Here is a 25,437-nt window from a genome sequence, read left to right as displayed (position 1 = left end):
ATTTTAATTTTTTTTTAATCTCTCGATGGAGGAAGTTCAGGAATAAGGTGTGATATTGTAAAATCGGATGGTATTTTAAATTTATTTTGCCCTCGGTCTTTCAAAAGGGTTATAAGAAATTCCAATATTGAAATAGAGTGAAGGTTTCGTTCCTGATCGAAGTATAACGGTAGCTCAATGCAGTACTCAAAAACCAGCCTCCGGCAAATCCTGACCTTGTAACTGTGAAGAAAAAGAAGATGGGGTTATCAAAGTCAAAGTATATTCAATATTGAAGTTCCGTGACTGCGGGATTTTATCCGCAAAGAATGCACGGACCTTCAAAAGGAATACTATCCTTTTTTGAGCATAAATAATGTTTTTAAAAGGAAGAATTGCCAGGGGAACAATTACTCTTCTCAATGTTTTCATCGGTAGTTTATTTTAAAGGCTGAATAATAGATTGGAAAAAGCTGAAGGTAAAAATTCTCTCATAGAAGATATCCAGACTGTTTTCAATAATGGCATCCGTATAGCACGCAGTATCCTGAACAAAGGTTTCCTCTACAAAAACAAACCAGAGTTCTGACAATCTGTATCTTCTTCTAAACTCTTCAGAGGCATTGCTGTCAGGTACAGCAGAATGTTTAAGGTCACAAAACAGAATACCTTTTTTCTCTCCTTCATGTTCTACAATATTAATAGAATGGTGGAGGTAGCTGAGAATTTTCATTTCCGAATCAAAACATTCTATAAAATGATGCAGATCAATGAGCTGTATTACTTTTTCTTCCTGTTGAGATTCTGTCATAAAAAAGCATTCTAGAGATATTTCCTGAGTGAGTTCTTGAAAGACTGTTAATTCCATATGTGTCATTTTATGGTACAAAGGAATAGAGAAAAGAAGTGTGTAAATTTGTTTTTATACAAAATGGCTGGTATTTTATACAAAATCCCCGAGTGTGATAATTGGTATAATAAAATACAGGTTTTGTATAATAAAATAGTTGTAATTTACGTTATTGACTATTTTTGTTAATCATAAAATGAGCCTAATCATATGAAATACAGTCCGTGGAAATTTGAAGAAACCTTTGTCATGGATTTTCTGGTGGAAGCCAAGTACGGACTCCGAAGACATCTGCTGTTTCTGATCTTCTTTTTCATTTTGATCTACAGTGCAAGGTTCTGGCATTGGTATTCAGGGATCTATCAGTATTATGTTTTGTTTTTTGTGTATACGATTCTGATTGCGATGGTATACATTAATATATATGTATTGGTTCCCAGATTTTTCTTTAAAACCAAATATGTCACCTATCTGGCATTGCTTGTTCTGATGGGGGTTGCAGGACTCAATTTTATCGGATATGGCTTTAAAATGTTCTTTGAAGAATTCAGAGTGAAAAATATTCTCAGAGAAAATGAAAAGGGAGGAATCTATGAAGGGGTTCTTATGTGCATACCCATTATTATGACAACAACTACGATCAAGCTTCTGCAGAAATGGATCAGTGATAATAAAAGGATCAATGAGCTGAGCAATCTTACCCTGAAGATGGAACTGAATGAACTGAGAAATCAGATCAATCCGCATTTTCTGTTTAATATGCTGAATAATGTAAAAGCACTCATCAGAACAGATCCGGCAAAAGCTTCAGTAGTACTTGTAAAACTTTCAGAGTTTCTCAGATACCAGCTCTACGAAAACAGTGAAGAGAAAACGTTGCTGACTTCAGAGATTGATTTTCTGTCCAATTTTTTAAACCTTGAAAAAATAAGACGTGACAATTTCTCTTTTGATATTCAGGTCAATGTGGAGAAAAGAATAATGAGCAGTATTTTTATTCCTCCCAATCTGTTTACCACTTTTGTGGAAAATGCGGTGAAGCACAGTGTAGATCTCAGTGGAGGAGAGTCTTATGTAGAAATAGACATCAATATTGAGAATAAACAGCTTTATTTCAGGTGTGTGAATTCACGGAATGCAGGTTATGTAGTTTCAGACCGTAAAAATAGCGGGTTGGGGCTTGCTAATATTACCAGAAGACTAGAGCTTCTTTACGGTGATACCTTTGATCTGAAGGTGGAATCAAGTGATAAAGAATATGTTATAAATTTAAAAATTCCCGTGTGATGAATTGTATTATTGTTGATGATGAACCGCTGGCAAGAGCCGAAATGAGATCGCTGATCGCTGAAATTTCCAGTATGGATGTCCTGGGCGAATTTTCCAATGCTCCGTCTGCCCTTGAGTTTCTTAAAGATAATGAGGTAGATCTTATTTTCCTCGATATAGAAATGCCCATGGTGACAGGTCTCGAATTTGCAGAAATGCTTCCGAAAAAATCACTGATTATTTTTACCACCGCCTATTCTCAATATGCATTGAAAAGCTATGAACTGGAAGCAGTAGACTACCTTTTGAAACCTATTGATCCCCAAAGGCTGAAAAAAGCAATTGATAAAGCGGTACTTTATACAGAGCTTTTATCTAAAGATACCGTTAAAAATACCGTGGAATCTAATACGGCAGACTTTTTATTCATCAAAGCAGAACGAAGATTCTATAAAATCAGTTTTTCGGATATTAAATTTATTGAAGGGCTCAAAGATTATGTCGTTATTCATACAAAGCAGCAAAAGCTGATCACAGCAATGAATTTAAAAACCATTCATCAGAAGATTTCCGGGGAAACCTTTATCAGAGTAAGCAAATCCTACGTAGTGAACATGAATTTTATAGATTCATTCGACAATCATAATATATACATTGAAGATTCCGAAATTCCTCTTGGTGAAGTATACAGAGCAGATTTTTTTACAAAATTTGCCGGAGGACTTCTCAACTCAGACTAATACATGAGTACTAGGTAATGAATAATGAGTAATAATCAATATCAGTCAAATGATTAGAAAATCTGTGTAAATCCGTGTAATCAGTGGGAAAAAATATAATACTATGATTCAATAGCAACGGGCTTTAGCCCGTTAAATAAATAAAAACAATCAACGGCTTCAGCCAAAACATGAGAATAGCGGTTTATTCAATAAAGCTTCTGATCCTTTTCACAATAAAAACTTCTTCTTTTTCCCACACCCGTTTGTTTCTTGACCAATTTTTGTCCACAAACCGGGCACACCGATTTTGTATGGACCAGCCAGTGCTTTTTCAAGACAAATTCTCTTTTCCATTTCAAAAAATCAAAACTGTAATTCCTGGCTTCAGCAATGAGCTCTTTTCTTTTTTTAGCAGGAAGATTACCCAGTAAACTTTCAGGCTGCACACCAATTCTGAAAAGAACCTCATTCTTAATAATATTGCCTACACCTGAAAAAATATCCTGATTCATCAATGCATCACAAACCATCATTTTCGGATTGGATTTTAATTTTTCTTCGGCTTTTTTGGGGTTCCATTGGTCGCTCATTACATCAGCTTCCCAATCAATTGCTGAAAGATATTCAATAGGTACGGATTTTACGGAACAGGTATAAAAATAAATGTTTCCGGTAGAGAAAAACAAGGCCAAACGCAAACTTTTATCCGGTTTGGTCTGCTCATCAACACTGTAAGAACCGAACATTAATAAGTGAATTCTGATAGCTGCCTTTTCAAAAACTAGGTAAGTCTGTTTTCCAAAAGTACGGATTTCGAGAAGAGTCTGGCCAATGAAAGAATCTTTCTCAAACTGGGCATTCCCTGAAACTTCTGTCACTTGCTGCCCTGCAAATGGCTGCAAGGTTTCTTTCATTAATATGATGGATGGACCTTCAGGCATACGTTTGTTTTGAGATAAAGATTCAAATAATATTCCATAGCTGCATAAAACCTGATTTTTATCCCAAAACAACCCTGTTTAAAATATTTTTAGGCCAGTTTTTGTCCTACAAAACGAATGACGGAACCTGTCCCGTTATGGAATAGTCCCTCATTGAGCTCTATTTCTGTTTCAGCTAATTCAATAATATCATAATCCGGAAAATCAGCTTTGATTTCTTCAATAGAGAATAAAGACTCAATATCTTTTGGACCACCTACTTTTTCGTTTTTTGCAATATATTCAATATGATTTTTGCTGAAAGCTTCGAAAATAATGAAACCACCTTTACGGAGATATTGATTTAACATCTGATGAATAGAAGATTTGATCGCACCCGGAAAATGAGCGTAGATAAGCGCAATGGCATCAAACTGCTCTTTCTGATAATCCAAAGTGGAAAGTTCTCCCACCTGATAATCAATAATAACCTGCTGTTGCCCTGCCAATTGTAACGCTTTATCTCTTCCGTTTGCACTGATGTCGAAAGCAGAAACCAGCCATCCTTGTGTGGCTGCAAAAACAGCATTTCTTCCTTCGCCTTCTGCGGGGAAAAGTATTTTACCTGGAGTTAATTGTGATAATTGTTCTCTTAGATAATTGTTGGGTTCTGTTCCATACGCAAATTCTTCGCTGCTGTACCTTTCGTCCCATCTGTTGAGCCATGTGTTGTCTGTCATTATATTAAGAATTTAAAATTGACATGAAGAAGAATCATTCATAATCTTCAATGTATTAGTTACACCAAATGTAAAATATTTCATCAAGTTTTCCGATCCCTAAAAAACGTTTACTGTCATAGATTTTTTGAATGAAAGATCTCACTAATAAAAATCTAAATACTATTCCATACAATTAAAATTTGGAGTAATTTTGAAAAATGATGAATTTAAACCAGATTTTCACCAATCAACGTACAGGAAACAATCCACAGACCAAAGCTTCACGAACTGATTTTCAAAGGGATTTCGACAGAATTATCTTCTCTTCTGCCTTTAGAAGACTGCAGAATAAAACGCAGGTTTTTCCTCTTCCGGGAAGTGTTTTTGTGCATAACAGACTTACGCATTCTCTGGAAGTATCATCCGTAGGAAGAAGTTTAGGAAGTATTATCGGTGAATTTATTGCTGAAGATTTTAAAAATGAACTCACTGAAGACTCAAAGAATTTTTATCTCTATAATTTAGGAAATGTAATTGCGGCAGCCTGTTTGTGTCATGATGTGGGAAATCCTGCATTCGGACATTCCGGAGAAGATGCCATTGCAAGCTATTTTGAACGAAATGAAAAGGATCTGAAATCAAAATTCAATGAAAAGGAGTGGGCAGATCTGGTTAATTTTGAAGGAAATGCAAACGCCATCAGAGTATTGGCACAGCAGCAACAAGGAAAAGATGCAGGAGGTACCCAGCTGACATTTTCTACACTGGCAAGTATTGCAAAATATCCGTGTGAAGCGGTTGCAAAGAAAAAAGGAGTCATTCACAGAAAGAAATTCGGTTTTTTCCAGAATGAGAAAGATATATTCCTGGAAATTGCTAAAGAAACCCAGCTTATTTCTGAAAGTGAGGAACCTCATATTTTCAAAAGGCATCCTTTTGTGTGGCTGGTAGAAGCGGCTGACGATATCTGTTACAACATCATTGATATGGAAGATGCCCACAGATTGGGAATTGTTTCTACAGCAGACTGTAAAAACCTGTTTTTCGAGCTCGTAAAATCGGAAACGGATGATGTTCAGAGAATTGAAACAAAGTTACGTTCTATATCCAATGAAAATGAACAGATATCTTATCTGAGAGCAAAAGTTATCAATGCATTAATCAACAAATCGATTGAGATGTATAAGCATAACTTTGAAACAATTCTTGAAGGAAATCTTAGTAATGGATTACTTGATATTTATAAAAAAGAAAATAAAGCACTGCAGGATATCGAAAGTTTCTCGGTAGAAAAAATTTACAATCATAAAGCTGTTGTTGAGATTGAAAATGCCGGTTACAACGTAATGTATGAATTGCTGGATCACTTTATTCCTTCCATTCTGAAACCTGATGACCAAAGAAAATCCTATGATGTAAAAGCTTTGAAATTAATTCCAAAGCAATTTATTTACAATGACGGAACCGATTATCAGAAAGTTCTTGGGGTGATTGATTTCGTTTCCGGAATGACAGACAATTACGCTACCGATTTATATAGAAAAATAAAAGGAATAGACATCGGAATGACCGTGTAGATTCTATTTATTGTAATAATTCAGAAGCCTCTTCGATTAATGACTGCATTAAAGTGGAGGCTTTTTTATGCTTTAAAAGAGGCGCAATCTGACCGGACCAGAAGAAAACCAGATCATTTTTTTGCTGTTCCAAAGCCGCTTTTCTTAATGCCCCCATAAAATGCGTCTGCAATGGGAACGGTAATGTTTTTTCTGTTGCAGCTAATAGATCTCTTGTGATTTTTGTCGTAATTCCACGTCCTAATCTTCCGGTATAAGCTCTGGTTAAAGTAGTGGATTTAGCAGCTTCAGAAAATAAAAACTCTTTGTGTATCGGTAACGCTCCGGATTCTTCAGTTGCCAGAAATGCCGTTCCGATCTGTACAGCATCAGCGCCCAGTTTGAAAGCCCCCGCAATTCCACGGCCGTTGGCAATACCTCCTGCAGCCACCACAGGAATTTTTACACGATCTTTAATTAATTGAATCAAAGCAAATGTTCCCGTAGTAGAAAGTTCTGCCTGATCCAGAAATGAAGGTCTGTGACCACCGCTTTCAAAACCGGAAGCCACAATAACATCCACGCCTGTTTTTTCCAAAGCAATCGCTTCATCAAGTGTTGTTGCATTTCCCAAAACAACCGTTCCCTGACGATGAAGATCTTCGATGAGGTTTTCACCAAGCAGTCCAAACATAAAGCTGAAAACTTTAGGCTTTATATCCAAAACCACCTCCAGCTGATTTTGAAATCTCGATTCAAAAGGGAGTGGTGTTGAAGGAATATCCGTCTGCAGAAGATCAAAATAAGGTTTGAAAGTCTCAACAGCCTTTTGATATTGTTCTTTTGTATATTCTTCGTTAATGATATCGTGATCACTTACCCAGAGATTGAGATTGTAAGGTTTATCCGTTTTGGATTGTATCGCTTTGTGAACGTCAAAGATTTCCTGCGGTGACAAAGTATACGCTCCGAAACCTCCCAATCCGCCAAGATTACTCACTGTTGTTGTCAGTTCAGCGGTGGAAAGGCCTCCGCCAAAAGGTCCCTGCAGAATAGGATATTCTATTCCCAGTAATTCCGTAATTCTATTTTTATTCCACATGATTGTATTGGTTTTCATTAAAAATCTGAATTAAGGCTGTACATTGGTCAAAGTCTTGTTAACGATCATCCATTGCCCGTCTATATGATTGAAAGTTATGAAATTATAATAATTAAAATCATACATCCTTACATTTAATTTTGCAACAGCAATCGAATTAATGATATCTATTGAGATAATTACAGCATTAAATTCCTTTCCTGATTTTTCCGGGCTTACACGGCTTCCGACTCCTTCAATATATTGCTTAGCAGTTTTGAAATAGGGAACTCCGTTAACGTCTCCGAAAAGCAAAGCATCTTTATAAAAAGCTTTGGCAAGAATATCGGTATTTCCTTCATAAATCCCTTTGAAATAATAATTCTCTATGACATTTCTTATTTCAGTTTCTGAGGTCTGATTGGTTTTCATATCCTTTAGATTTTGTGCAAGGCTACTCAGCGGAAAGCTGAGCAGCCATGCTATAATTAATGATAGTTTCATGATAAATGATGCCCGGCACCCATTCCGCCGTCAACATTGATGATGGCTCCTGAGATTAATGTGTTCTTAGCAATCGCATGAATCATCTGAGCAACTTCTTCAGGTTCTCCAATACGATTGATCAAATGAATTCCTGAATTATTGTCAAGGTCTGCACCATGCATTGGAGTTCTGATCAATCCCGGAGCAACGGTATTGACTCTGATATTATCTTTTCCAAACTCTGCAGCCAGCTGTAAAGTCAGTGCATGAATCGCTCCTTTACTCGAAATTGGTGCTGTAGAAGGAGACTCTGCAATGGCATGATATACCAATGGCGTTCCTACATTAATTACCACACCGTCTTTTTGTTTGATCATTTGAGGAATAACAGCCTGTGTAGTGAAGAATGTTCCTTTCAAATTCGTTGTTAAAAAACGATCCAGATAATCTTCGGTAACGTCCAGAAATGCTTTATTTTCATAAATTCCTGCATTATTAATAAGAACATCAACAGATCCGAATCTTTCTAAAGCTGTTTTTACCAGCGCTTCACCTGTTGCTTTGTCTGAAACATTTCCGGCAACCATTGCCAGATTTTCACCGGCTCCAAGTTCATTATAAACATCCTGTAGTTTAGATGCCGTTTGGGAATTGATTATGACATTATCATCTCGGTCTAAGAAATAACGTGCTGTTTCCAATCCTATTCCTGAAGAGGCTCCTGTTATTATTACGGTTTGTTTTTTCATTGATGATTTATTTTTTTCCTGTTGAAAATCCCTGTTCTTTTAATATTGAAACCTGTTCTCCGGCATATCCCCAGTTATCATCTTCAATCTTGTTAATGACAATATGGGTTAAGTGAGGATCCTTATTCAAAACTGAAGTGACAGCTTCACTTATTTTTCTGATTAATTGTTGTTTTGTTTCGCGGTTAAGATCTTCGCGAAGCACATCTACTTTGATGAATGGCATGATGGTAAAATTTTTAAGGTTATAGAATTAATAAGCTTCCGCTACAAGATGGATGTTTAAGTCAAAATTGTTGTAGATCAGCGTATCACCAAGGTTGGTGAAGAAATTGGAAGATCTGAATTTGATGTTGAACTTTGTTCTGTCAACCACTATTTTAGTATCCAAAACAGCAACGTTTTCCGTTTTTACAATGTGTAGACTTGTATCGATAGGATGGGTAATCCCTTTTATCGTAAGATCTCCTTTTGCATAATAGAGGTTTTCATCACCCGGTTCAGCATGCGTGATTTCGAAATAAGCTTCAGGAAACTGTTCAGAATTAAAGAAATCATCAGAAGCCAGATGATTGGCAAACTGGGTGTTGGTCTCAGTATCCTCAATATCAAGGATTTTGATGGCTCGGGTATCAATGATGAACTTTCCGGAGACAGGTTTCCCTTCTCCAAATGTGAAGTTTCCATCTTTTATACCGATAGTTCCATTGTGAGCACCGGTTACTTTTCTTCCGATCCAGTCGATAGTACTGTTTTCTGTATTGACTTTAAAATTTTTTGTGTCCATTTTTATTGGCTTTAAATATTGACACAAAGTTCAGCCGACTGGAGGAAAAAATTACGTGATGTACCTCACAAAATAGAGGAAGAGATTAATTGTTTTAAAGAGGTTGATTACTGGTGCAGCCTGCTCAAAGTTTCTCTGGTTACTCCCAGATAAGATGCAATCAGATGTTTCGGAACCAGATTGTACAATTGAGGATACATGGATAGAAGTTCTTCATACCGGAATCTGGCATCATTATTCATAAAAGATAACAAACGTTTCTGGGCGGCTACATACCCTTTATTGGTTCTCCATCTGAAAAAATGTTCAACTTCATGAATTTCATTACAGATCTTTTCCCTGTCCTCGTTGGAAATAGAAAGGATGCTGGCATTGGTGATACAGTCTACATTGATGGTTGCCCTTGTTTTACTGTAAAGTGCATCAAAATCTGTCACCCACCACGTAGGCATGGCAAACTGAAGGATAAACATTTTCATGCTGTCATTAAGATAAAAAGCTTTCAGACAGCCTTCCAGAACAAAATATTCATGATTCACAAAATCGCCTTCCGAAATAAGACTTTGCCCTTTTTTTAAAGAGATCAGGTTAAAATGTCTGAAAACATAATCCAATTGCTCTTCAGTAATTGAAGTGAATTTAGAGATGTGATCTTTTAATATTTCTTTTGAATTGACCATGATGTAATGAATATTCAAAAGTAAGTCTTTTTCAGAATAATTTTGGTTTTAAAAAAAAATATGATATCATCAAGTCTGATTTCCCGGGGATTATATTCCGGATCTTACATTTATTTTTCTTATATTTAAGCAGCTACTTACAAAAAATGTTTTTAACAAAAACAGGTGGTGTAACGACATATTAATAAAAATTAAAACTATGAGTATATATTTTGCACCCGTTATTTTCTTCGGGCTTATCATTTTATTCGCTTCGTTTTTTGTCGTTAAGCAGGAAACAGCAGCGATTATAGAGCGTTTCGGGAAATTCCGTGCGGTAAAGCATTCAGGTCTTCACCTTAAGTTACCCATCATAGATCAGATTGCTAAAAGACTTAATCTGAGAATTCAGCAGTTGGATGTACTGATTGATACCAAAACATTAGACAATGTTTTCATCAAAATGAAAATTTCTGTTCAGTATCAGGTCATTAGAAGTCAGGTGGGAGATGCTTATTATCGTTTGGAAAATCCTGAAAATCAAATTACTTCTTTTGTTTTTGATGTGGTAAGAGCAGAAGTTCCCAAGTTGAAGCTTGATGATGTTTTTGTAAGAAAAGATGATGTGGCCATTGCAGTGAAAAGCGAGCTTCAGGATGCCATGAACAGTTATGGTTATGATATTATCAAAGCTTTGGTAACAGATATTGATCCGGATGAGCAGGTAAAACATGCCATGAACAGGATCAATGCAGCAGAAAGAGAAAAAACGGCTGCTGAATACGAATCTGAAGCACAAAGAATCAGAATTGTTGCGGTTGCAAAAGCAGAAGCAGAATCTAAGAAATTACAAGGGCAGGGAATTGCCGACCAGAGAAGAGAAATTGCAAAAGGACTTGAAGAGTCTGTAAGAATGCTGAATAATGTGGATATCAATTCTCATGAGGCTTCAGCGCTTATTGTAGTAACACAGCATTATGATACTTTACATTCTGTGGGCGCCAGCAACAGAAGTAATCTTGTACTCCTTCCCAATTCACCCACTGCAGCCAGCGGAATGCTGAATGATCTTGTGGTAGCGATGACTACAGCCAACACAGTAGGAGAAGCTACTAAAGGAAAATATCCTGATCCTCCACAAAAAGAGACTGGGTTTTAAGATAAAAAGGAAAATGAAGATATAATGGTTAACTTTTCCGGATTGACCAAAAAGTAACTTCTGACTTCCTTCTTCCCGCAAAATAAAAAACCGCTTCTGAATTTTCAGAAGCGGTTTTTATTATTTCTTCGTTTTAGAAACCTGTTCTACCAATGTATATTTGATGGAAGAAGCATCTGCCGGAGGATTTTCGATTTTTTCTGTTTTTACTTTTAAAACATATTCGTAACCCGGCTCATAAGTAAAGCCTTCAATGTGGCTGTAGAAATTCGTCCAGGCTGCAGAAGCGCTTTCTTTTACCTGCATGCATTGCATACGACCGGCTCCAGCAGAACACTCTACGGTTTGCGGCCCTACGATAATTGTCTTTTCATTGGCTGCCATTTCTGCTTTTTTCGTTTTAGAAACCTGCTTTACCAAAGTGTATTTTATGGAAGATCCGTCAGCCGGCGGATTTTCAATTTTTTCTGTTTTTACTTTTAAAACATATTCATACCCCGGTTCATAAGTAAATCCTTCGATATTGCTGTAGAAATTGGTCCAGCTTGCGGAAGTGTTTTCTTTTACCTGCAGACATTTCATAGGAGCTACTCCTGTACAATCTGCTGTTTGTGGTCCTACGATGAATGTTTTTTCATCACCTGCGGATGCATTGGCTGTGGTTGTACATTGCGTCATTGCGAATAATGCTAATGCGGGTGCTGCCCCTTTTAGAATTGTTGCTATACTTTTCATAAACTTGATTTTCCCCATACCTCGCAATTACTGTGCCGAAAAAAAATACTGAATTTGTAGTACTTCTGCTATTGTTTTTTACTTTTTTAATTGTTTAATTTGAATTTCTTAAACACTAACCAAAATATAATTCTTATAATAAATATGGATAATCAAATGCAAGTTGAAAATTACAGGATTCAAAAACCTGAAATGTGGGCAGGAAATATCGGGGATGAGGAAATAAAAAACCGAATCAAAGACTCCGAATTTGCCAGAAGACAAATTGATGAAGGTCGCGATTACTGCTATTTTTTAGACAAAAAATACTATACAAGCAATACGGAAAACAGTGAGTACGTATGCATGGCTTATACTCTGAACGAACCGGGAAACCTGGAAAGGGCTTCTGTTTCTGATGTGATTGTTGAGGAAAATGAAGTTTACCAGATTCACAGGATCAGTGTGTTGAGGGATGGAGTGCTGATCGATAAGATTCCGGACACAAAAATAAAGGTTCTTGACAGTGAAAACCAAAGCAGTGGAGGGGTTCTAAGCAGTAATAAAAAAATCAATATTACCATTAAAGATCTCAGGCTGTATGATGTTCTGATTTTAGAAGATTCAAGAATCAAAGAATTTACAGACCGCGATTTTCTTAGAAAGGAGTTCTCAAAATATGTCTGGGTAAGTCCGGATAACTATTGGGCTTATGGCAGTTTTAAATTCACGTTTATCAATGAGCGTGAAGAGACTATTGCTTACAAAAAAACATTTTTCAGAGATGAACAGGGCAATGTTCTTGAGCCGGAAATCAGTTATCTGAAAAAAGGAGACAGATTTGTCATTGAAGAAGAGAATTATATCAACCCTGTAGATTCAGGCCGTGAAATTTTCCCTTATGTAGATTTTGCTACAGAAAGCAACTGGAAAGATCTTTCCAACTATATTGTACCGTTCTATGAGGAGATTTTCAACAAATCTTCTTTAAAGGATTTTGCTCCCAACCTGGTTGAAAAACTGGATGCCATTGCTGATCAGGATGAAAAACTGCAGTTTGCCATAGAATATGTACAAAATCATATTTATTACGTCTTCAATGCAGATGAAATGAATGGACATAAACCACAGGAGCCGTCAGTAACCTATGAAAATAAACAGGGTGATTGTAAGGCAAAATCGGTTTTATTGAAAGTAATCCTTGATTATATAGGAGTAGACGCCTCTGTAGTTCTGGTTAATTTTAATACGGATTATTATATTAAATACTATCTGCCGTCCCTGTTAAGTTTCAATCATGTTGTCGTAAAAGTGAATTATAAAGGTGAAGAATATTTCATTGATGCAACCATTCGTGATGAATTCGGATTGATTGAAAACAGAGGCTTTATCTATTTTATGCATTTTCTGGAAGTTAAGAAAGATCAGGAGCTTCAGGTAAGAAAATCTTATAAATTCCCTTACTTCTGCATTGATGAAAGAGTTGATTTAAATGCACAGGGCAATACAGGAAAGCTTACTCTGTCAACGACTTATAAAGGAAACAGAGCCAATGCTATGAGAAGGTATTTTAAAAGTACCAATAAAAGAGAAATCATAGACAGCTGGAACAGCTTTCTTTTCTATGCGCTTAATTATTCAGGTGACCGCAATGGTACAGATGTTCGAAACGTATTCAAAGATGCTGCTATTGATGTAGTCAGTGATGATAAGAAACTGAATGAAGTTAAGATCCAGTATACCGCAACCATTGAAAATCCTTATTTTGTGGATCCGCAGAAAAACCGTTTTCTAATGTACTTTGACCGAAATGTAGTGAAGGCGAGTGCAAGAGATTTCATCCACAAAGATTTACCTTTCTGGCATAATTTCGACAGTGAGAAATATGAAATCAATTTGCAGACGGATCAGAAAATTGATGTTGAAGAAAAATATACAGTTCAGGAAAGTACAATATCCAACCCATATTTTGATTATAAAAGTCGAAAAAAAGTAAACAAAAATGGGGCAAGTGTGTACATTGAATACAATCCTCTGATTAATATTGAAATTCCACAAAGCGAGTTTGAACAATTCCGAACAGATCATCATACTGTTGCTGACAGTAATTTCGGACTGGGAATTGATATCATTGAACCGGGACTCATGAATATGCTTAAATTCAACTTTAAGAAAAAATTCAAATAGAATCCTTTAAGTTCAAAGTTCAAAGTTTAAGGTTTAGAATTACGGCGGGCGGCGAAGCCGCCCGCCGTAATTCTTTACTATGATTATTATATTAGTTTACAATCAAAAAACACAAATTCATTATGTCTAAAATATTTTTTCTCGCTTCCTGTATGACCTTTTCTCTGGTCAGTGCCCAAAAACTAACCAAAGAAAACGTTACTGGATTCTGGAAACTAAAGGAAGCCGGATTTTATGAAGGTAAAAAGAAAGTGATAAAAGAGTTCGATAACTGCCGCCTGATGAGAAATTATGCGATCAGGGAAGATGGTTTCGCCATTTATAATTATGTAGAAGGGAAGTCGGGTGACTGCAGTCCATCTGAACCAAGACTTTCTTTCTGGAGAGTTGTAGAAAACAGGATCCAGTTTTATGTAGATGATAAAAATATCCTTGAAGAAGTGGAAGTAACAATCAATAAAGATCATACGATAACCTTTTCAAGCTATATTCCTGAACCGAAAAAAGTAGATGGAGACATCCTTGCAGAGAAGATAGTAAACACGGTTCATTACGACATACTTGAAAAACAATATTAACCGTAAACACAAAATTTTTAAGGTATGAATTATGTAACGGTCATCTATCTCGGAAATCAGGTATTGTATGCCATGTATTTCTTTGGAAGAATGGGTAGTGAAGTTGATGTTTCAGGACTGGATTATACCGTTTCCGGAATTTTATCTTTATTTCTGATCTTCGCCGGATATCTGAATGCAAAAAAAGGAATGATCTACAGAACCGTCCTATGGATGTTTTTTGTGAATGTCTTCTTATTCGTTTGCTCCGGTTTGTTTGATCAGTTTGGAAGCGATTTTAATATTCTTTCTACAGGTAATAGTGACAGTTTTCTTTTTACATTGGCACTGCTTGTTTATAACGGATATCTTTTTCCTTTAACGATTATCCTTGACGGATCAGGTCTGGCTTTGATAGTTCCGGTTGTATTATCATGTATTCTGCCTTCATTGGGTTATCTGATTGGGAAGAAACTCCCTCAGAATAAACAGAATTCTACCAACATATAGTCATTGCGAACCGAAGGTGAAGCAATCTCAATCTAAAAGTAAAGGTCGGAAAACGCAAAGGCGCAAGTATTATTAGAAGGAATGCTTTTAAGGCGCAAAGATTTTATCTCCGATAAAATTTCAAAACTCTGTTTTGTCATTCCGGGAAAAGCAAGGAATCTAAACTTTAATATCCTCTACAGCTCTTGAAAACTAGGCAGATATTATTAAAAAAAATCTGCGAAATCTCCACAATCTGCGAGAAAAATAATATCATCATTTGCTGAAAATCTCACATTGTGCTAAGTCGAAATGCTCTTGCGTCTTCAAAATTAAGAAAGAAAAGAAACTAAAGGCTATTCCTGATTTTGAGGCTGGTTATTGGACGTAAAGAATTTCTGCTTCCCGATCAACAGTTCAAAAAACAGTCTGAAATCTGAGATTAAAGACCATAAAGGATATTTAAAAGTAGCCGGCTTATTCTTCTCAATCACGGCGTGGCTGAACCAGGCAAATCCGTAGCCTACAATTGGAATATACCATAGAAATCTTTCTTTTCCGGAACTGATGACATAACATATTACGAAAAATACGAGAAACGTTCCGATGAAATGGAAAATGCGGGTACCTGTTTTACTATGCTCAGTAAGATAAAACTGATAAAACTCTCTGTATGTTTTGATTCTTTCAGACATGGCGGGTTAGTTTATTGGTTCAATTGAGTTGAAAGCAATAATTCTGCCGATTTTTAAAAGAGCCCAAAAAAGTAAAAAAGCAAAATAACAAATCAGGTCTTTCCATCAGGTGTAACCTATTTGCTATTTTGCCTTTCCGCAATTTTATTAAATGCTTATATTTAGCTGTCTTTTAACTCTTTTCCAAGCTTACTGTTTTTGTATCCGTAGCAGAAATAAATAACCATACCGATCAGGAACCACATTCCGAACCAGAACCAGTTCTCATGGCTCATTCCTGTAAGAAGATACAGACATGAACTTAAACCAATCAATGGAATTAATGATAAATTCTTGATAAAAGCTACAATACATAGAATCAGGTTGATGATGATAAAAAAGAAAATAGAAGCTCTGAATTCTCCTTCATTAGGATCTGACCAGTTCATCAGATTATCAAAAAACTCAGGCTGCCACTGGTAGAAAGCCAGTAAACCTCCAATGAAAATGACAGGGAAAATGATTTTACCATTCACGTAAGGAAGGTGGAATCTGCCTTTAATTTTTTCTTTAGCTGGAAGCATTAGTACTCCGGCACATACCAGTACAAAAGCGAAAATAGTTCCGATACTTGTAAAGTCAAGAATAAAAGTTTTATCTGTAAACAGGATAGGAATACCTACCACAATCCCAGTAACGATAGTTGCGTATGATGGTGTTTTATACTTAGGATGTACTTTTTGAAATCTTGCAGGCATCAGTCCGTCACGGCTCATGGCATACCATATTCTTGGCTGTCCCATCTGGAAAACCAATAATACGGTAGTAATGGCAACAATTGCAACGAAGGAAACTACAAGCTCCATCCAGGCTACATTGGCATTCGTTTTTTCAAATATAAATGAAAGCGGATCTCCCACACCATCAAATTTTTTGTAATCTACCATACCTGTTAATACCAATGTCAGAGCAATATAGATCACGGTACACAATACAAGGGAGATAATCATTCCTTTTGGTAAAGTCTTTTGTGGGTCTTTAGTCTCTTCAGAAAGAACACTTAAAGCATCAAATCCGATATAAGCAAAGAATACTCCGGATACGGCACTCATTACCCCTGCAAAGCCATTTGGCATAAAGGATGGTGTTCCCGTTGTAGGACTTACCGGAGTCCAGTTTTCAGTATTGATATACGCAAAACCAACCAGTATAACCAATATAATTACTCCAAGCTTTAAGATAACCAGAGAGTTATTGAAGTTTTTACTTTCTTTTACTCCTACATAACAAAGCCATGTAATTAAACCATTGATCACCAACGCCGGAATATCTACAATGAATTTCAAACTTCCGATTAATGGAGCGGTCTTCCATGCATTTAAGAGTTCCTTGTTTTCTGAACCATATTGAACGGCTTTTCTGGCTTCGGTATAGCTGCAGGTAAGATAATCAGGGATATGCATTCCGAGACGTCCTAAGAAACTGGTGAAATAATCTGACCAGGAAAAGGCTACGTAAATATTCCCGAAAGAATATTCCATGATCAGAGCCCAGCCGATAACCCATGCAATCAATTCCCCAAAACTGGCATAAGCATATGTGTAGGCAGAACCTGCCGTAGGAATTCTGCTGGCAAATTCAGCGTAGCATAAAGCGGTAAACCCACAGGCAAAGCCACAAATCAAATAGAGTAGTATTACACCGGGACCGCCTCTGAAAACGGCTTCTCCCAAACTGCTGAAACTCCCAGCTCCAATAATGGCCGCAATACCAAAAAATACAATGTCCCATACCCCTAAGACTCTTAAAAGCCCTGTTGATGTATCTGTATCTGAATAGATTTTTCTTCTAAAAAGTTGACTCATTCAATAACTATATTTGATTTGAAAAAAAGCAAATGTAATGATTTTTTATTTTGATGTTAACAGTTGTTAAAAACATTTGGGGAAAAATGCGCAAACAAAAGAATTTACTCTTTATAAATGGGAATTTCCACATAACTGTCGTTGTACCATTTTATTTCCAAAGGCTCACCTGCATCTTTTATAGTTTCATCACTTACATTTTTTCCTGTGCCATAATTGACCTGCCAGTTCTTATTTTTATTAACTCCTACCAGTAAGACCAGTTTACTTCCTTTTTCTATTTTTTTGCTGATGAAAAATGAATTTTTGATTGGGATCTGCTCCTTTTTGCCAGGTTTAAGCAGATGACGTTTGGAATTGTTTTTTGCATAGCTGGCTCGGGTAAGATGTGTAGACAGTAAAAATATCTTACCATCAGGCTGTACCTGATATAATAGGGTTTTGGGATCAAAATCCTTTTTGTTGATGGAAACGTTGAATATTCCGGATAAATTTCCGCTTATTGTAATATCCTTTTCCAGAATTTCACTTTCAAAATAAACAGAATTGGTTACATACACACTATCCTGTTTGCTTACTGTATGATAAAGATATTTCGGATTTCTGTCTTTAAAGTCAATGGTCTGTTGGGTAAATTGTTCAGTTCCGGGTTTCTCAAAAACTGAAGAACCGTTTTTACGGTCCTGAAGATAAAATTTAAGAGAAGATGAGTGCATTTTATCAAGAGTAGGAACATGTTTCCATGTATTACTGTTCATGATCTGAAAATTGACTTTATCTTTCAGAAGGTCCGGTTTTTTGCCATCCTTCAGAATATAATCGAACCATGAAAAAGCAAGTTTATCAATACTTATTCTGGCTACAGGATCTATGAGTAGATTCCCATAACCGAAAACATAAACATAATTATTTCCATAGCTTTGAGCTGCTGCATGATCATAAGGTCCTATCACTAAATAATGGTTAGGATTTTTGTTGTATTTGTGATGTTCTTTATAATAATACAATGCTCCGATCTGATCAGCATCATAATAGCCTGTAGTCGTTAAAACAGGAATGTTTATTTTGGCAAATTCTTTTTTGTAAGGGACCATGTTTTGCCAGTATTTATCATAACCGGGATGATCCAGCCATCTTTGGAATATTGTATTGGGCTTCCCGCTTAAAGAATCAAGGGCTCTGAATGATCTGCCGCTTTTGTACCATGCTGTATTGATAGAATCCCATTTTGTATCATTATTAAAGCTTGCTTCATCAGTCAGCTTATTATTGGTGACATATTGAATCCACTGGAGCATATAGCCCTTGAAGACATTATTCTGAGAAGGATAATCTATTCCGATCCCTACCGAAACCTGAGGCACAATGGTTTTCAAAGCCGGGTGCAGTTTTTTGGCAGCTGCCCATTGGCTGAATCCTAAATAACTTCCGCCTATCATTCCTACTTTACCATTGCTCCACGGTTGCTTGCTTACCCAGTCTATGACTTCATAAAGATCCTGCGCTTCATCTTCAAATGGATGATTGGGGTCATTGCTGTCTCTCTTTCCCCGAGTATTAACCACGGCTCCTACATAATTGTAAACAGCTGCTCTTTTCCCCATCCCTGCATCTACAAATTCTCCGGCATAAATATTATTGGTAAGTATAACAGGAAGAGGAGACGTGTTTTCTTTTTTTCTTACAATTGTAATGGTGAGTTTTGTTCCTTTTTTTAAAGTAAGGATTTTGGATTCGATGATGAATTTCTCCTTCTCCTTTACTTTAAAAAGCTGCATAATCTGGGGTTTGATGCTGGAGTAGGTCTTATAATTGGCATAGTTTTTACATAAAGCCAGAGCGGAAGCATAGTCAATACTATCCTTATCTTTTTGTTTGTCAAGTACTGTTTTCAGTCTTTTTTTATGATCCCCTACATCTGAATCAATATCCAGGGTGGGTCCTACTTTGGCCGTCAGTGGCCCGGATAAACTTTCATATCTTGTAGTAAAGGCCGCTTGAAGAGCATCTGGAAACGGAATATTTTTATCCTTTTCAATCAGCCTGGCTATACTGTAGATTTCATGAGCAAGATATTTGTTCCCTGCCATATTATGATCTGCATATTCCTTACGGTAATCGGTTAAACTTGTAATGGAATTTTTGTAATCCTTTGCCGCAAGTTGTAAACGGAACAGATTATCTAAAAACGTGAGTATATACTTCGGTTTGTTCTTAGGAGACTGATATTCAGTAATCACCTTTAAAGCAAGTTCGGGAATTTGTTTTTCCAAAATCACAGAATCTGTAGTTGCTGCTTTCGGAAAGTAAAACTTCTGTGCCTGCATTATATTGACAAAAAATAATGCTAAGAGTATCTTAAATTTCATTAATGGTATTTTTTGAGCTGGTGATGAAAAGTATCACATCAAAAAATGTTCTTAATCATCGTATTGCTCAATTGGTTATTTTTTAGCGGGCTAAATTAAGAATTTTTATCAGTAAAGAATGAAATGATCTTATTATTATTTTATTGCATAAAGCCCGCTGAAATATATTTAGAAAAGGTTTTTAGTCTTTATAAACAGGAATTTCCACATAGCTGTCATTGTACCATTTTATCTCCATGGGTTTACCGGAGTCCTTTACTGTTTCATCACTTACATCTTTACCGGAACCATAATTGATCTGCCAGTTAGGACTTTTATTCACTCCGACCAATAAAAGAAGTTTGCTTCCTTTCTCTATCTTTTTACTCATGAAATAGGAATTGTTAATCGGGATTTGTTCCATTTTATTCGGTTCAAGAAGCTGCCGTTTTTCATTGTTCTTCGCATAGCTGGCCCTAACAATGTGAGTGGAGAGTAACGAAGACTTTCCATCCGGTTGAATTTGATATAAGGAAGTATCCGTATCAAAATCTCTTTTATTGATAGAAACATTGAAGACTCCGGAAAGGTTTCCACTCATGATGATATCCTTATCAAGAACTTCACTTTCAAAAGCGACAGAATTTGTCATTTTTATGCTGTCTTTTTTACTGACTTTATAATAAGTGTCTTTCTGGTCTCTGTTTTTAAGATCAACAATTTGTGTTGTGAAATTTTTGGTTTCAGGCTTATTAAATACAGAAGATGTGTTTTTTTTGTCCTGAAGGTAGAATTTCAAAGACGAATTATGCATTTTATCAAGATGGGCTACATGCTTCCATGTATTGGTGTTCATTACCTGAAAATTGATTCTGTCTTTTAAAATTTCAGGTTTTTTTCCTCCTTTAAGAATATAATCAAACCATGAGAAAGCAAGATCATCGATGCTTATTCTGGCCACCGGATCAATAGGACTGCCATTCACGTAAGTAAATCCGAAACTTTGTGCACCGCCGTGGTTATAAGGGCCTATTACCAGATAATGATCTGCGTTTTTATTGTATTGATGATGCTGTTTAAAATAATACAATGCGCCAATCTGATCATCATCATAATATCCTGTCGTGGTAAGAACAGGAATGTTAATTTTAGAAAAATCTTCTTTGTAAGGAACCATTTTCTGCCAGTACTCATCATATCCCGGATGATCCAGCCATCGCTGGAATATTTTGCTGGGTTTCCCGCTTATTTTATCTAACGACCTAAATGATTTCCCGCTTTTGTACCATTTTGTAAAAATAGAATCCCATTTTACAGCATTGGTAAAATCTGCTTCATCGGTAAACTTATTATTGGTAACATACTGTATCCACTGAAGCATATAGCTCATGAAGATATTATTCTGAGCCGGATAATCAATCCCGATTCCCACGGCAACCTGAGGAACAATCGTCTTTAATGCCGGATGCATTTTTTTTACGGCTGCCCACTGGCTGAAGCCTAAATAACTTCCTCCGATCATTCCTATTTTCCCGTTGCACCAGGGCTGTTTGCTGACCCAGTCTATCACTTCATAGATGTCTTGCGATTCATGTTCAAAAGGATTATTGGCATCATTGCTGTTTCTCTTGCCTCTCGTATTCACAACAACCCCTACGTAATTGTATGTAGCAGCTCTCTTTCCAAAGAAACCATCAATAGGGCCTGCATAGATATTATTGGTTAAAATAACAGGAAGCGCGGAAGTATTTTTCTTTTTGCGGACTATAGTGATCGTTAACGTGTTTCCGTTGATCTTAAGATCTTTCGTTTCGGTAATGAATTTTTCATTGTCTTTTGAAGCCAGCAGCTGCATGACCTGAGGTTTGATGCTGGAGTAGGTTTTATAATTCAGATAATTTTTACATAGAGCCAGTGCCGTTTTGTAATCGATGCTGTCCTTATCTTTTTGTTTATCAAGAAGATTCTTCAACAGTTTTCTGGATGCGTTCACATCTCCGTTAAGAGCGAGTTCCAGTCTTGGAATCAGTTTTTCCGGAAGGCTTTCGTATTTTTGATTAAATACTTTTTGAAGGGCATTGGAAAATGAGGTATTGTTTTCTTCTTGCTCCATTTTTGCAAGGGCATATAGTTCAAATCCGATGTATCTGTAGTCTCCCATATTGTGATCTGCAAAGAGCTTACGGTTTTCGAAAAGGGAGGCCAATGAATTTTTATAATCATGAGCCACCAGCTGCAAGCGGAAAAGATTATCCATAAGGTCAACCGTATTTTCAGGTTTATACTTTGCAGGCTGAAGGAGGGGAATCACTTGTTGCGCAAGTCCTGGAATCTGTTTTTCCAATATAACAGAGTCATTTACAGCTGTCTTTGGAAAATAAAACTTTTGTGCCTGCAGGAGGTTTACAAAAATTAATGCTAAAAGAATCTTAAATTTCATGAGATGGTGTGTTTATGGTATGTTTTTAGCTGCTGTTGAAAAAGTATCAAATTAAAATATGTTTTTGATAACTGTTTATTAAAATTGTTTATATTTTATCAAACGAATGTAGTAAATTTTATCATTGTATGGTGAGAAAATTTACATTGTTATCAAATAAGAATTAACTGTCATTAACACTGTTAAAACTTGCTTAAACAATAAGTTTTTAATATTTTCGTTAACTTATTTAGACTAATTTTCTTATATCAAGAAGAATGAAATCAAAAAAAATACTTTTAGCGGCTGCTGTAATTTATTTCGGAATCTCCGATGCTCAACAGTCCCAATATTTTACCCAGAAAGAAAATTACAGGTTCAATCTAGCCGAAAATCTTTATCAGACCAAAATATACAATGCTTCTCAATACGAATATGCAAGACAATATTTCTACAATCAGAATTTGTCCCGTTCGAAAAAGGAAGGCGCCCAGTTTTTTGATAATGTGATCGGTGTGATTCTTCAGAAAAATCATGCTGAAGAAGGGTTAACGGCTTTCATGAAAGAATATCCTAATTCTGCTTATTTTGCTCAGTCTAATCTTCCACTGGCAGATTACTATTTAGCAAAAAAAGATTTCGATAAGGCGCTGGAGACTTTGAAAAAAGTAAACCAGTATCAGCTTTCGAAAGAGGAGAATACCGAGTATATTCTGAAGCTTGGATATGCAAAATTCATGACGGGTGATTCCAAGGGAGCTACTGATGCCCTTGAAGAAGCTTATAAATCAGCAGATCAGTCCCAAAAAGGAGATATTGCTTATATGCTTGGGCATTTGTATTACAGCAACAGACAGAATGATAAAGCTTTCCAGTATTTTGATTCGATAAAGGATCAGGATAAGTTCTCCAAACTGGTACGCCCTTATTATGTACAGATGTATTATAATGATAAGAATTACGACCAGGCGATCACGGAAGGAACAGCTTTGTTGAACGAAAATATTTCAGATTCTTATAAAGCAGAAGTTCATAAGATCATTGGGGAGAGTTATTTCATGAAGAATGATTACACTTCTGCCTATCCACATTTAAAAGATTATCTGAGTGTACAGCAGAATCCATCTGAAAACGATTTGTATGAGATGGGATTTGTGGCTGCACAGCTAAAGAAATATGATGAAGCGGTTTCTTATTACAACCAGCTTCTGAACAGTAATTCTGCTTTAGCTCAAAATGCTTATTACCAGTTAGGAAATGCTTATCTGGCCGTAGATAAAAAACAGGAGGCTCTTTCTGCATTCCGCTCTTCTTATCAGATGGATTATGATGCGAAAGTGAAAAAACTGGCTCATGAGCAGTACGCTAAATTAAGTTACGATATCGGTAACCCGTTTGAAAGTCCTTCGGCGGTAATTCAAAGTTATATCAACGAAAGTCAGAACGGAGCCAATGCCACAGAAATGAGGTCATTATTGGTGAAATCTTATCTGTATTCCGGAAACTATAAAGAAACGCTGAATGCGATTGACAGATTACAGAGTTCAACTCCTGAGATCAACAAAGTAGACCAGGAGGTTTCTTATTTATTAGGAACGGAGGAATTCAACAAAGGAAACTATGACGAAGCTGAGAAATATTTCTTAAGAAGTCTAGGCTTTAATATCAATAAAGAATTCAACAGCAGAGCTTTATACTGGCTGGCACAGGTATATTATCAGAAAGGAAATTATCCATCTGCCATTGTTCGTTATGAAAAGCTTCTTACGGAAAACTTCCCTGAAAAGCAGCAGCTTCCTTATGATTTGGGATATGCCTATTTTAAATCTAAGAAATTTGATCAGGCGGCTACTTATTTCAAACAATATCTTGCCAATCCGAAACCGGAATTTAAAAATGATGCAGAACTTCGTCTAGCAGATATCCATTATGCCAACAATGATCTGAACGAAGCCATTGCTATCTATGATAAAAACGAAGATGCTACGGATTATACTTTGTATCAAAAAGCAATGGCTCTGGGATTCAAAGGAGATACACAGGCGAAGATTAACAACCTTAAAAACCTTTTATCAAAATATCCGGATTCAGAATATTATGATGACGCTCAGTACGAAATAGGAACAGCCTACGCTGCTCAGGATGATTTTGCCAACTCCAATGATTATTTCGGAAAAGTAATCAAAGGTTCTTCTGACAAAGATCTGATTGCTAACGCATCTATTTACAGAGCACAAAATTATATAGACCAGAATCAGAATGATAAAGCTCTTTCTGAACTGAAATCTCTGGGTGAGCAGTATAAAAATACGGCCTATGCTCAGAAAGTAGTTCAGGCTGCAAAACCTATCTTTACGAAAAACGGAGACGTTTCAGGTTATGAGACTTTCGCTAGAAATGTTGGGGTAAATGTAGATGCTGCTGAAATTGATGAGATCAATTTATCTACAGGGAAGCAGCTGTTCGCGAAGAAAGATTATAAGAATGCAATTTCTTACTACGAAAAGTATCTGACACAGAATCCTACAGGTGAAGGATTGTACCAGGCTAAGTACGAATTAGGAGAAAGTTATTATCAGACTAACAATTCAACTAAAGCTTTACTTGTTCTTCAGGAAGTTGCTGTAATTCAGAATGATTACCAGGATGATGCACAAACTCGTTTAGCTCAGATCTTCCTTGCACAGGGGAATACTACAGAAGCTAAAAAGTACCTTGAAGGCATTAAAAATTCTTCCAACATCAGCATTAAAAACTATGCGAATGTGGAATTGATGAAACTGTATGCAGAAGAAAATAATTTCTCTGAAGCGGAAAAATTAGCCAATGCAGTGATTGCTAATTCTAAAAACTCGGCAGCCGTTATTGAAACTGCGAAAGTGATCAAAGCAAGAAGTCTGATGAACTCAGGAAAAGATAAAGATGCACAGACTGCCTATTCTTCTCTTGAAAAATCATCCAATACTTCGGTAGCTGCAGAAGCTTTATATGCAAAAGCCTATTATCAGAACAAAGGAAAAGCTTTCAAGTCTTCTAATGAGACGATCTTTAAGCTTGCCAACAACTATGCTTCAGAAGAATTCTGGGGAGCAAAAGCGTTGGTATTGATGGCTAAAAACTATATCGGCCTGAAAGATAACTACCAGGCAAGCTATACCTGTGATCAGATCATTGCAAACTATAAGGACTTCCCTCAAATTGTTGCAGAAGCAAAAGAAGTTAAAAAACAGATTAAGAAATAGTAC

At 36.4% G+C, this 25,437-nt stretch carries 23 protein-coding genes; 8 read left to right on the top strand and 15 right to left on the bottom strand.

The annotated features are described in order from the left end of the window. Positions 1–186: 186 nt before the first annotated feature. On the bottom strand, positions 187–411 hold the full coding sequence (locus DEU39_RS08140; RefSeq protein WP_120231573.1) for a hypothetical protein: 225 nt from the start codon (positions 409–411) through the stop codon (positions 187–189). A gap of 7 nt (positions 412–418) precedes the next feature. After that, positions 419–790, bottom strand: coding sequence for a hypothetical protein (locus DEU39_RS08135; protein ID WP_228436703.1), 372 nt, complete (start codon positions 788–790; stop codon positions 419–421). Between the two features lie 249 nt (positions 791–1,039). Here DEU39_RS08135 and DEU39_RS08130 point away from each other — a divergent pair, with 249 nt between their 5' ends. After that, a complete protein-coding gene (locus DEU39_RS08130; RefSeq protein WP_120231571.1) occupies positions 1,040–2,116 on the top strand; it encodes a sensor histidine kinase in 1,077 nt (358 codons plus the stop codon). Beyond that, entirely contained in the window at positions 2,116–2,838 is a 723-nt protein-coding gene (locus tag DEU39_RS08125; protein WP_120231570.1) for a LytR/AlgR family response regulator transcription factor, read from the top strand. The genes DEU39_RS08130 and DEU39_RS08125 overlap by 1 nt, the downstream gene beginning before the upstream one ends. A gap of 188 nt (positions 2,839–3,026) precedes the next feature. On the opposite strand, the gene DEU39_RS08120 is transcribed toward DEU39_RS08125, so the two are convergent. Next, positions 3,027–3,761 carry a DNA-formamidopyrimidine glycosylase family protein gene (locus DEU39_RS08120; RefSeq protein WP_120231569.1) on the bottom strand — a complete coding sequence of 245 codons (735 nt, stop codon included), beginning with the start codon at positions 3,759–3,761 and terminating at the stop codon, positions 3,027–3,029. A gap of 89 nt (positions 3,762–3,850) precedes the next feature. Then, positions 3,851–4,480 (bottom strand): class I SAM-dependent methyltransferase, encoded by a 630-nt coding sequence (locus tag DEU39_RS08115; protein ID WP_120231568.1) that lies wholly within the window; start codon positions 4,478–4,480, stop codon positions 3,851–3,853. Between the two features lie 203 nt (positions 4,481–4,683). On the opposite strand from DEU39_RS08115, the gene DEU39_RS08110 reads away from it, so the two are divergent. Beyond that, entirely contained in the window at positions 4,684–6,039 is a 1,356-nt protein-coding gene (locus DEU39_RS08110; protein ID WP_120232222.1) for a deoxyguanosinetriphosphate triphosphohydrolase, read from the top strand. A gap of 7 nt (positions 6,040–6,046) precedes the next feature. Here the strand turns inward: DEU39_RS08110 and DEU39_RS08105 are convergent, their stop codons facing one another. The 6 genes from DEU39_RS08105 to DEU39_RS08080 all read right to left on the bottom strand — a co-directional run bounded on the left by DEU39_RS08105 (position 6,047) and on the right by DEU39_RS08080 (position 9,819). Then, a complete protein-coding gene (locus tag DEU39_RS08105; RefSeq protein ID WP_228436701.1) occupies positions 6,047–7,138 on the bottom strand; it encodes an NAD(P)H-dependent flavin oxidoreductase in 1,092 nt (363 codons plus the stop codon). A 12-nt stretch (positions 7,139–7,150) separates the two neighbouring features. Continuing rightward, positions 7,151–7,603: a nuclear transport factor 2 family protein gene (locus DEU39_RS08100; RefSeq protein WP_120231567.1), complete on the bottom strand. Its 453-nt coding sequence runs from the start codon at positions 7,601–7,603 to the stop codon at positions 7,151–7,153. Continuing rightward, positions 7,600–8,334 (bottom strand): SDR family NAD(P)-dependent oxidoreductase, encoded by a 735-nt coding sequence (locus DEU39_RS08095; protein WP_120231566.1) that lies wholly within the window; start codon positions 8,332–8,334, stop codon positions 7,600–7,602. Before DEU39_RS08095 ends, DEU39_RS08100 begins: the two co-directional genes overlap by 4 nt. Positions 8,335–8,341: 7 nt before the next feature. Continuing rightward, positions 8,342–8,560 (bottom strand): tautomerase family protein, encoded by a 219-nt coding sequence (locus tag DEU39_RS08090; protein ID WP_120231565.1) that lies wholly within the window; start codon positions 8,558–8,560, stop codon positions 8,342–8,344. Positions 8,561–8,587: 27 nt separating this feature from the next. Continuing rightward, a complete protein-coding gene (locus DEU39_RS08085) occupies positions 8,588–9,121 on the bottom strand; it encodes a YceI family protein (protein ID WP_120231564.1) in 534 nt (177 codons plus the stop codon). Between the two features lie 107 nt (positions 9,122–9,228). Continuing rightward, positions 9,229–9,819, bottom strand: a complete 591-nt coding sequence (locus tag DEU39_RS08080; protein ID WP_228436699.1) for a Crp/Fnr family transcriptional regulator — start codon at positions 9,817–9,819, stop codon at positions 9,229–9,231. A 181-nt stretch (positions 9,820–10,000) separates the two neighbouring features. Here DEU39_RS08080 and DEU39_RS08075 point away from each other — a divergent pair, with 181 nt between their 5' ends. Beyond that, on the top strand, positions 10,001–10,939 hold the full coding sequence (locus DEU39_RS08075; RefSeq protein WP_062675312.1) for an SPFH domain-containing protein: 939 nt from the start codon (positions 10,001–10,003) through the stop codon (positions 10,937–10,939). Between the two features lie 120 nt (positions 10,940–11,059). Here the strand turns inward: DEU39_RS08075 and DEU39_RS24680 are convergent, their stop codons facing one another. Continuing rightward, entirely contained in the window at positions 11,060–11,674 is a 615-nt protein-coding gene (locus tag DEU39_RS24680) for a DUF4377 domain-containing protein (RefSeq protein ID WP_228436696.1), read from the bottom strand. A gap of 156 nt (positions 11,675–11,830) precedes the next feature. On the opposite strand from DEU39_RS24680, the gene DEU39_RS08060 reads away from it, so the two are divergent. From DEU39_RS08060 to DEU39_RS08050, 3 genes are all read left to right on the top strand, one after another. Beyond that, positions 11,831–13,840 (top strand): hypothetical protein, encoded by a 2,010-nt coding sequence (locus DEU39_RS08060; RefSeq protein WP_410493184.1) that lies wholly within the window; start codon positions 11,831–11,833, stop codon positions 13,838–13,840. A 122-nt stretch (positions 13,841–13,962) separates the two neighbouring features. Continuing rightward, on the top strand, positions 13,963–14,418 hold the full coding sequence (locus DEU39_RS08055) for a lipocalin family protein (RefSeq protein ID WP_120231561.1): 456 nt from the start codon (positions 13,963–13,965) through the stop codon (positions 14,416–14,418). 24 nt (positions 14,419–14,442) lie between these two features. After that, on the top strand, positions 14,443–14,907 hold the full coding sequence (locus tag DEU39_RS08050) for a hypothetical protein (RefSeq protein ID WP_120231560.1): 465 nt from the start codon (positions 14,443–14,445) through the stop codon (positions 14,905–14,907). Between the two features lie 335 nt (positions 14,908–15,242). Here the strand turns inward: DEU39_RS08050 and DEU39_RS08045 are convergent, their stop codons facing one another. From DEU39_RS08045 to DEU39_RS08030, 4 genes are all read right to left on the bottom strand, one after another. Further along, a complete protein-coding gene (locus DEU39_RS08045; protein ID WP_120231559.1) occupies positions 15,243–15,581 on the bottom strand; it encodes a DUF962 domain-containing protein in 339 nt (112 codons plus the stop codon). A gap of 161 nt (positions 15,582–15,742) precedes the next feature. Beyond that, positions 15,743–17,425 carry an APC family permease gene (locus DEU39_RS08040; RefSeq protein WP_062675235.1) on the bottom strand — a complete coding sequence of 561 codons (1,683 nt, stop codon included), beginning with the start codon at positions 17,423–17,425 and terminating at the stop codon, positions 15,743–15,745. Between the two features lie 104 nt (positions 17,426–17,529). Then, positions 17,530–19,794 (bottom strand): CocE/NonD family hydrolase, encoded by a 2,265-nt coding sequence (locus DEU39_RS08035; protein ID WP_120231558.1) that lies wholly within the window; start codon positions 19,792–19,794, stop codon positions 17,530–17,532. 181 nt (positions 19,795–19,975) lie between these two features. Further along, complete coding sequence (locus DEU39_RS08030) at positions 19,976–22,213, bottom strand: CocE/NonD family hydrolase (RefSeq protein ID WP_120231557.1); 2,238 nt, start codon at positions 22,211–22,213, stop codon at positions 19,976–19,978. A gap of 257 nt (positions 22,214–22,470) precedes the next feature. On the opposite strand from DEU39_RS08030, the gene DEU39_RS08025 reads away from it, so the two are divergent. Further along, positions 22,471–25,434 (top strand): tetratricopeptide repeat protein, encoded by a 2,964-nt coding sequence (locus tag DEU39_RS08025; protein ID WP_120231556.1) that lies wholly within the window; start codon positions 22,471–22,473, stop codon positions 25,432–25,434. The last annotated feature ends 3 nt before the right edge of the window (positions 25,435–25,437 follow it).

This window comes from Chryseobacterium sp. AG363, assembly GCF_003610675.1.
GTDB classification, from domain to species: domain Bacteria; phylum Bacteroidota; class Bacteroidia; order Flavobacteriales; family Weeksellaceae; genus Chryseobacterium; species Chryseobacterium cucumeris.
Note: the sequence above shows the minus strand (reverse complement) of the source record. Positions and strands in the feature narration are given on the sequence as shown.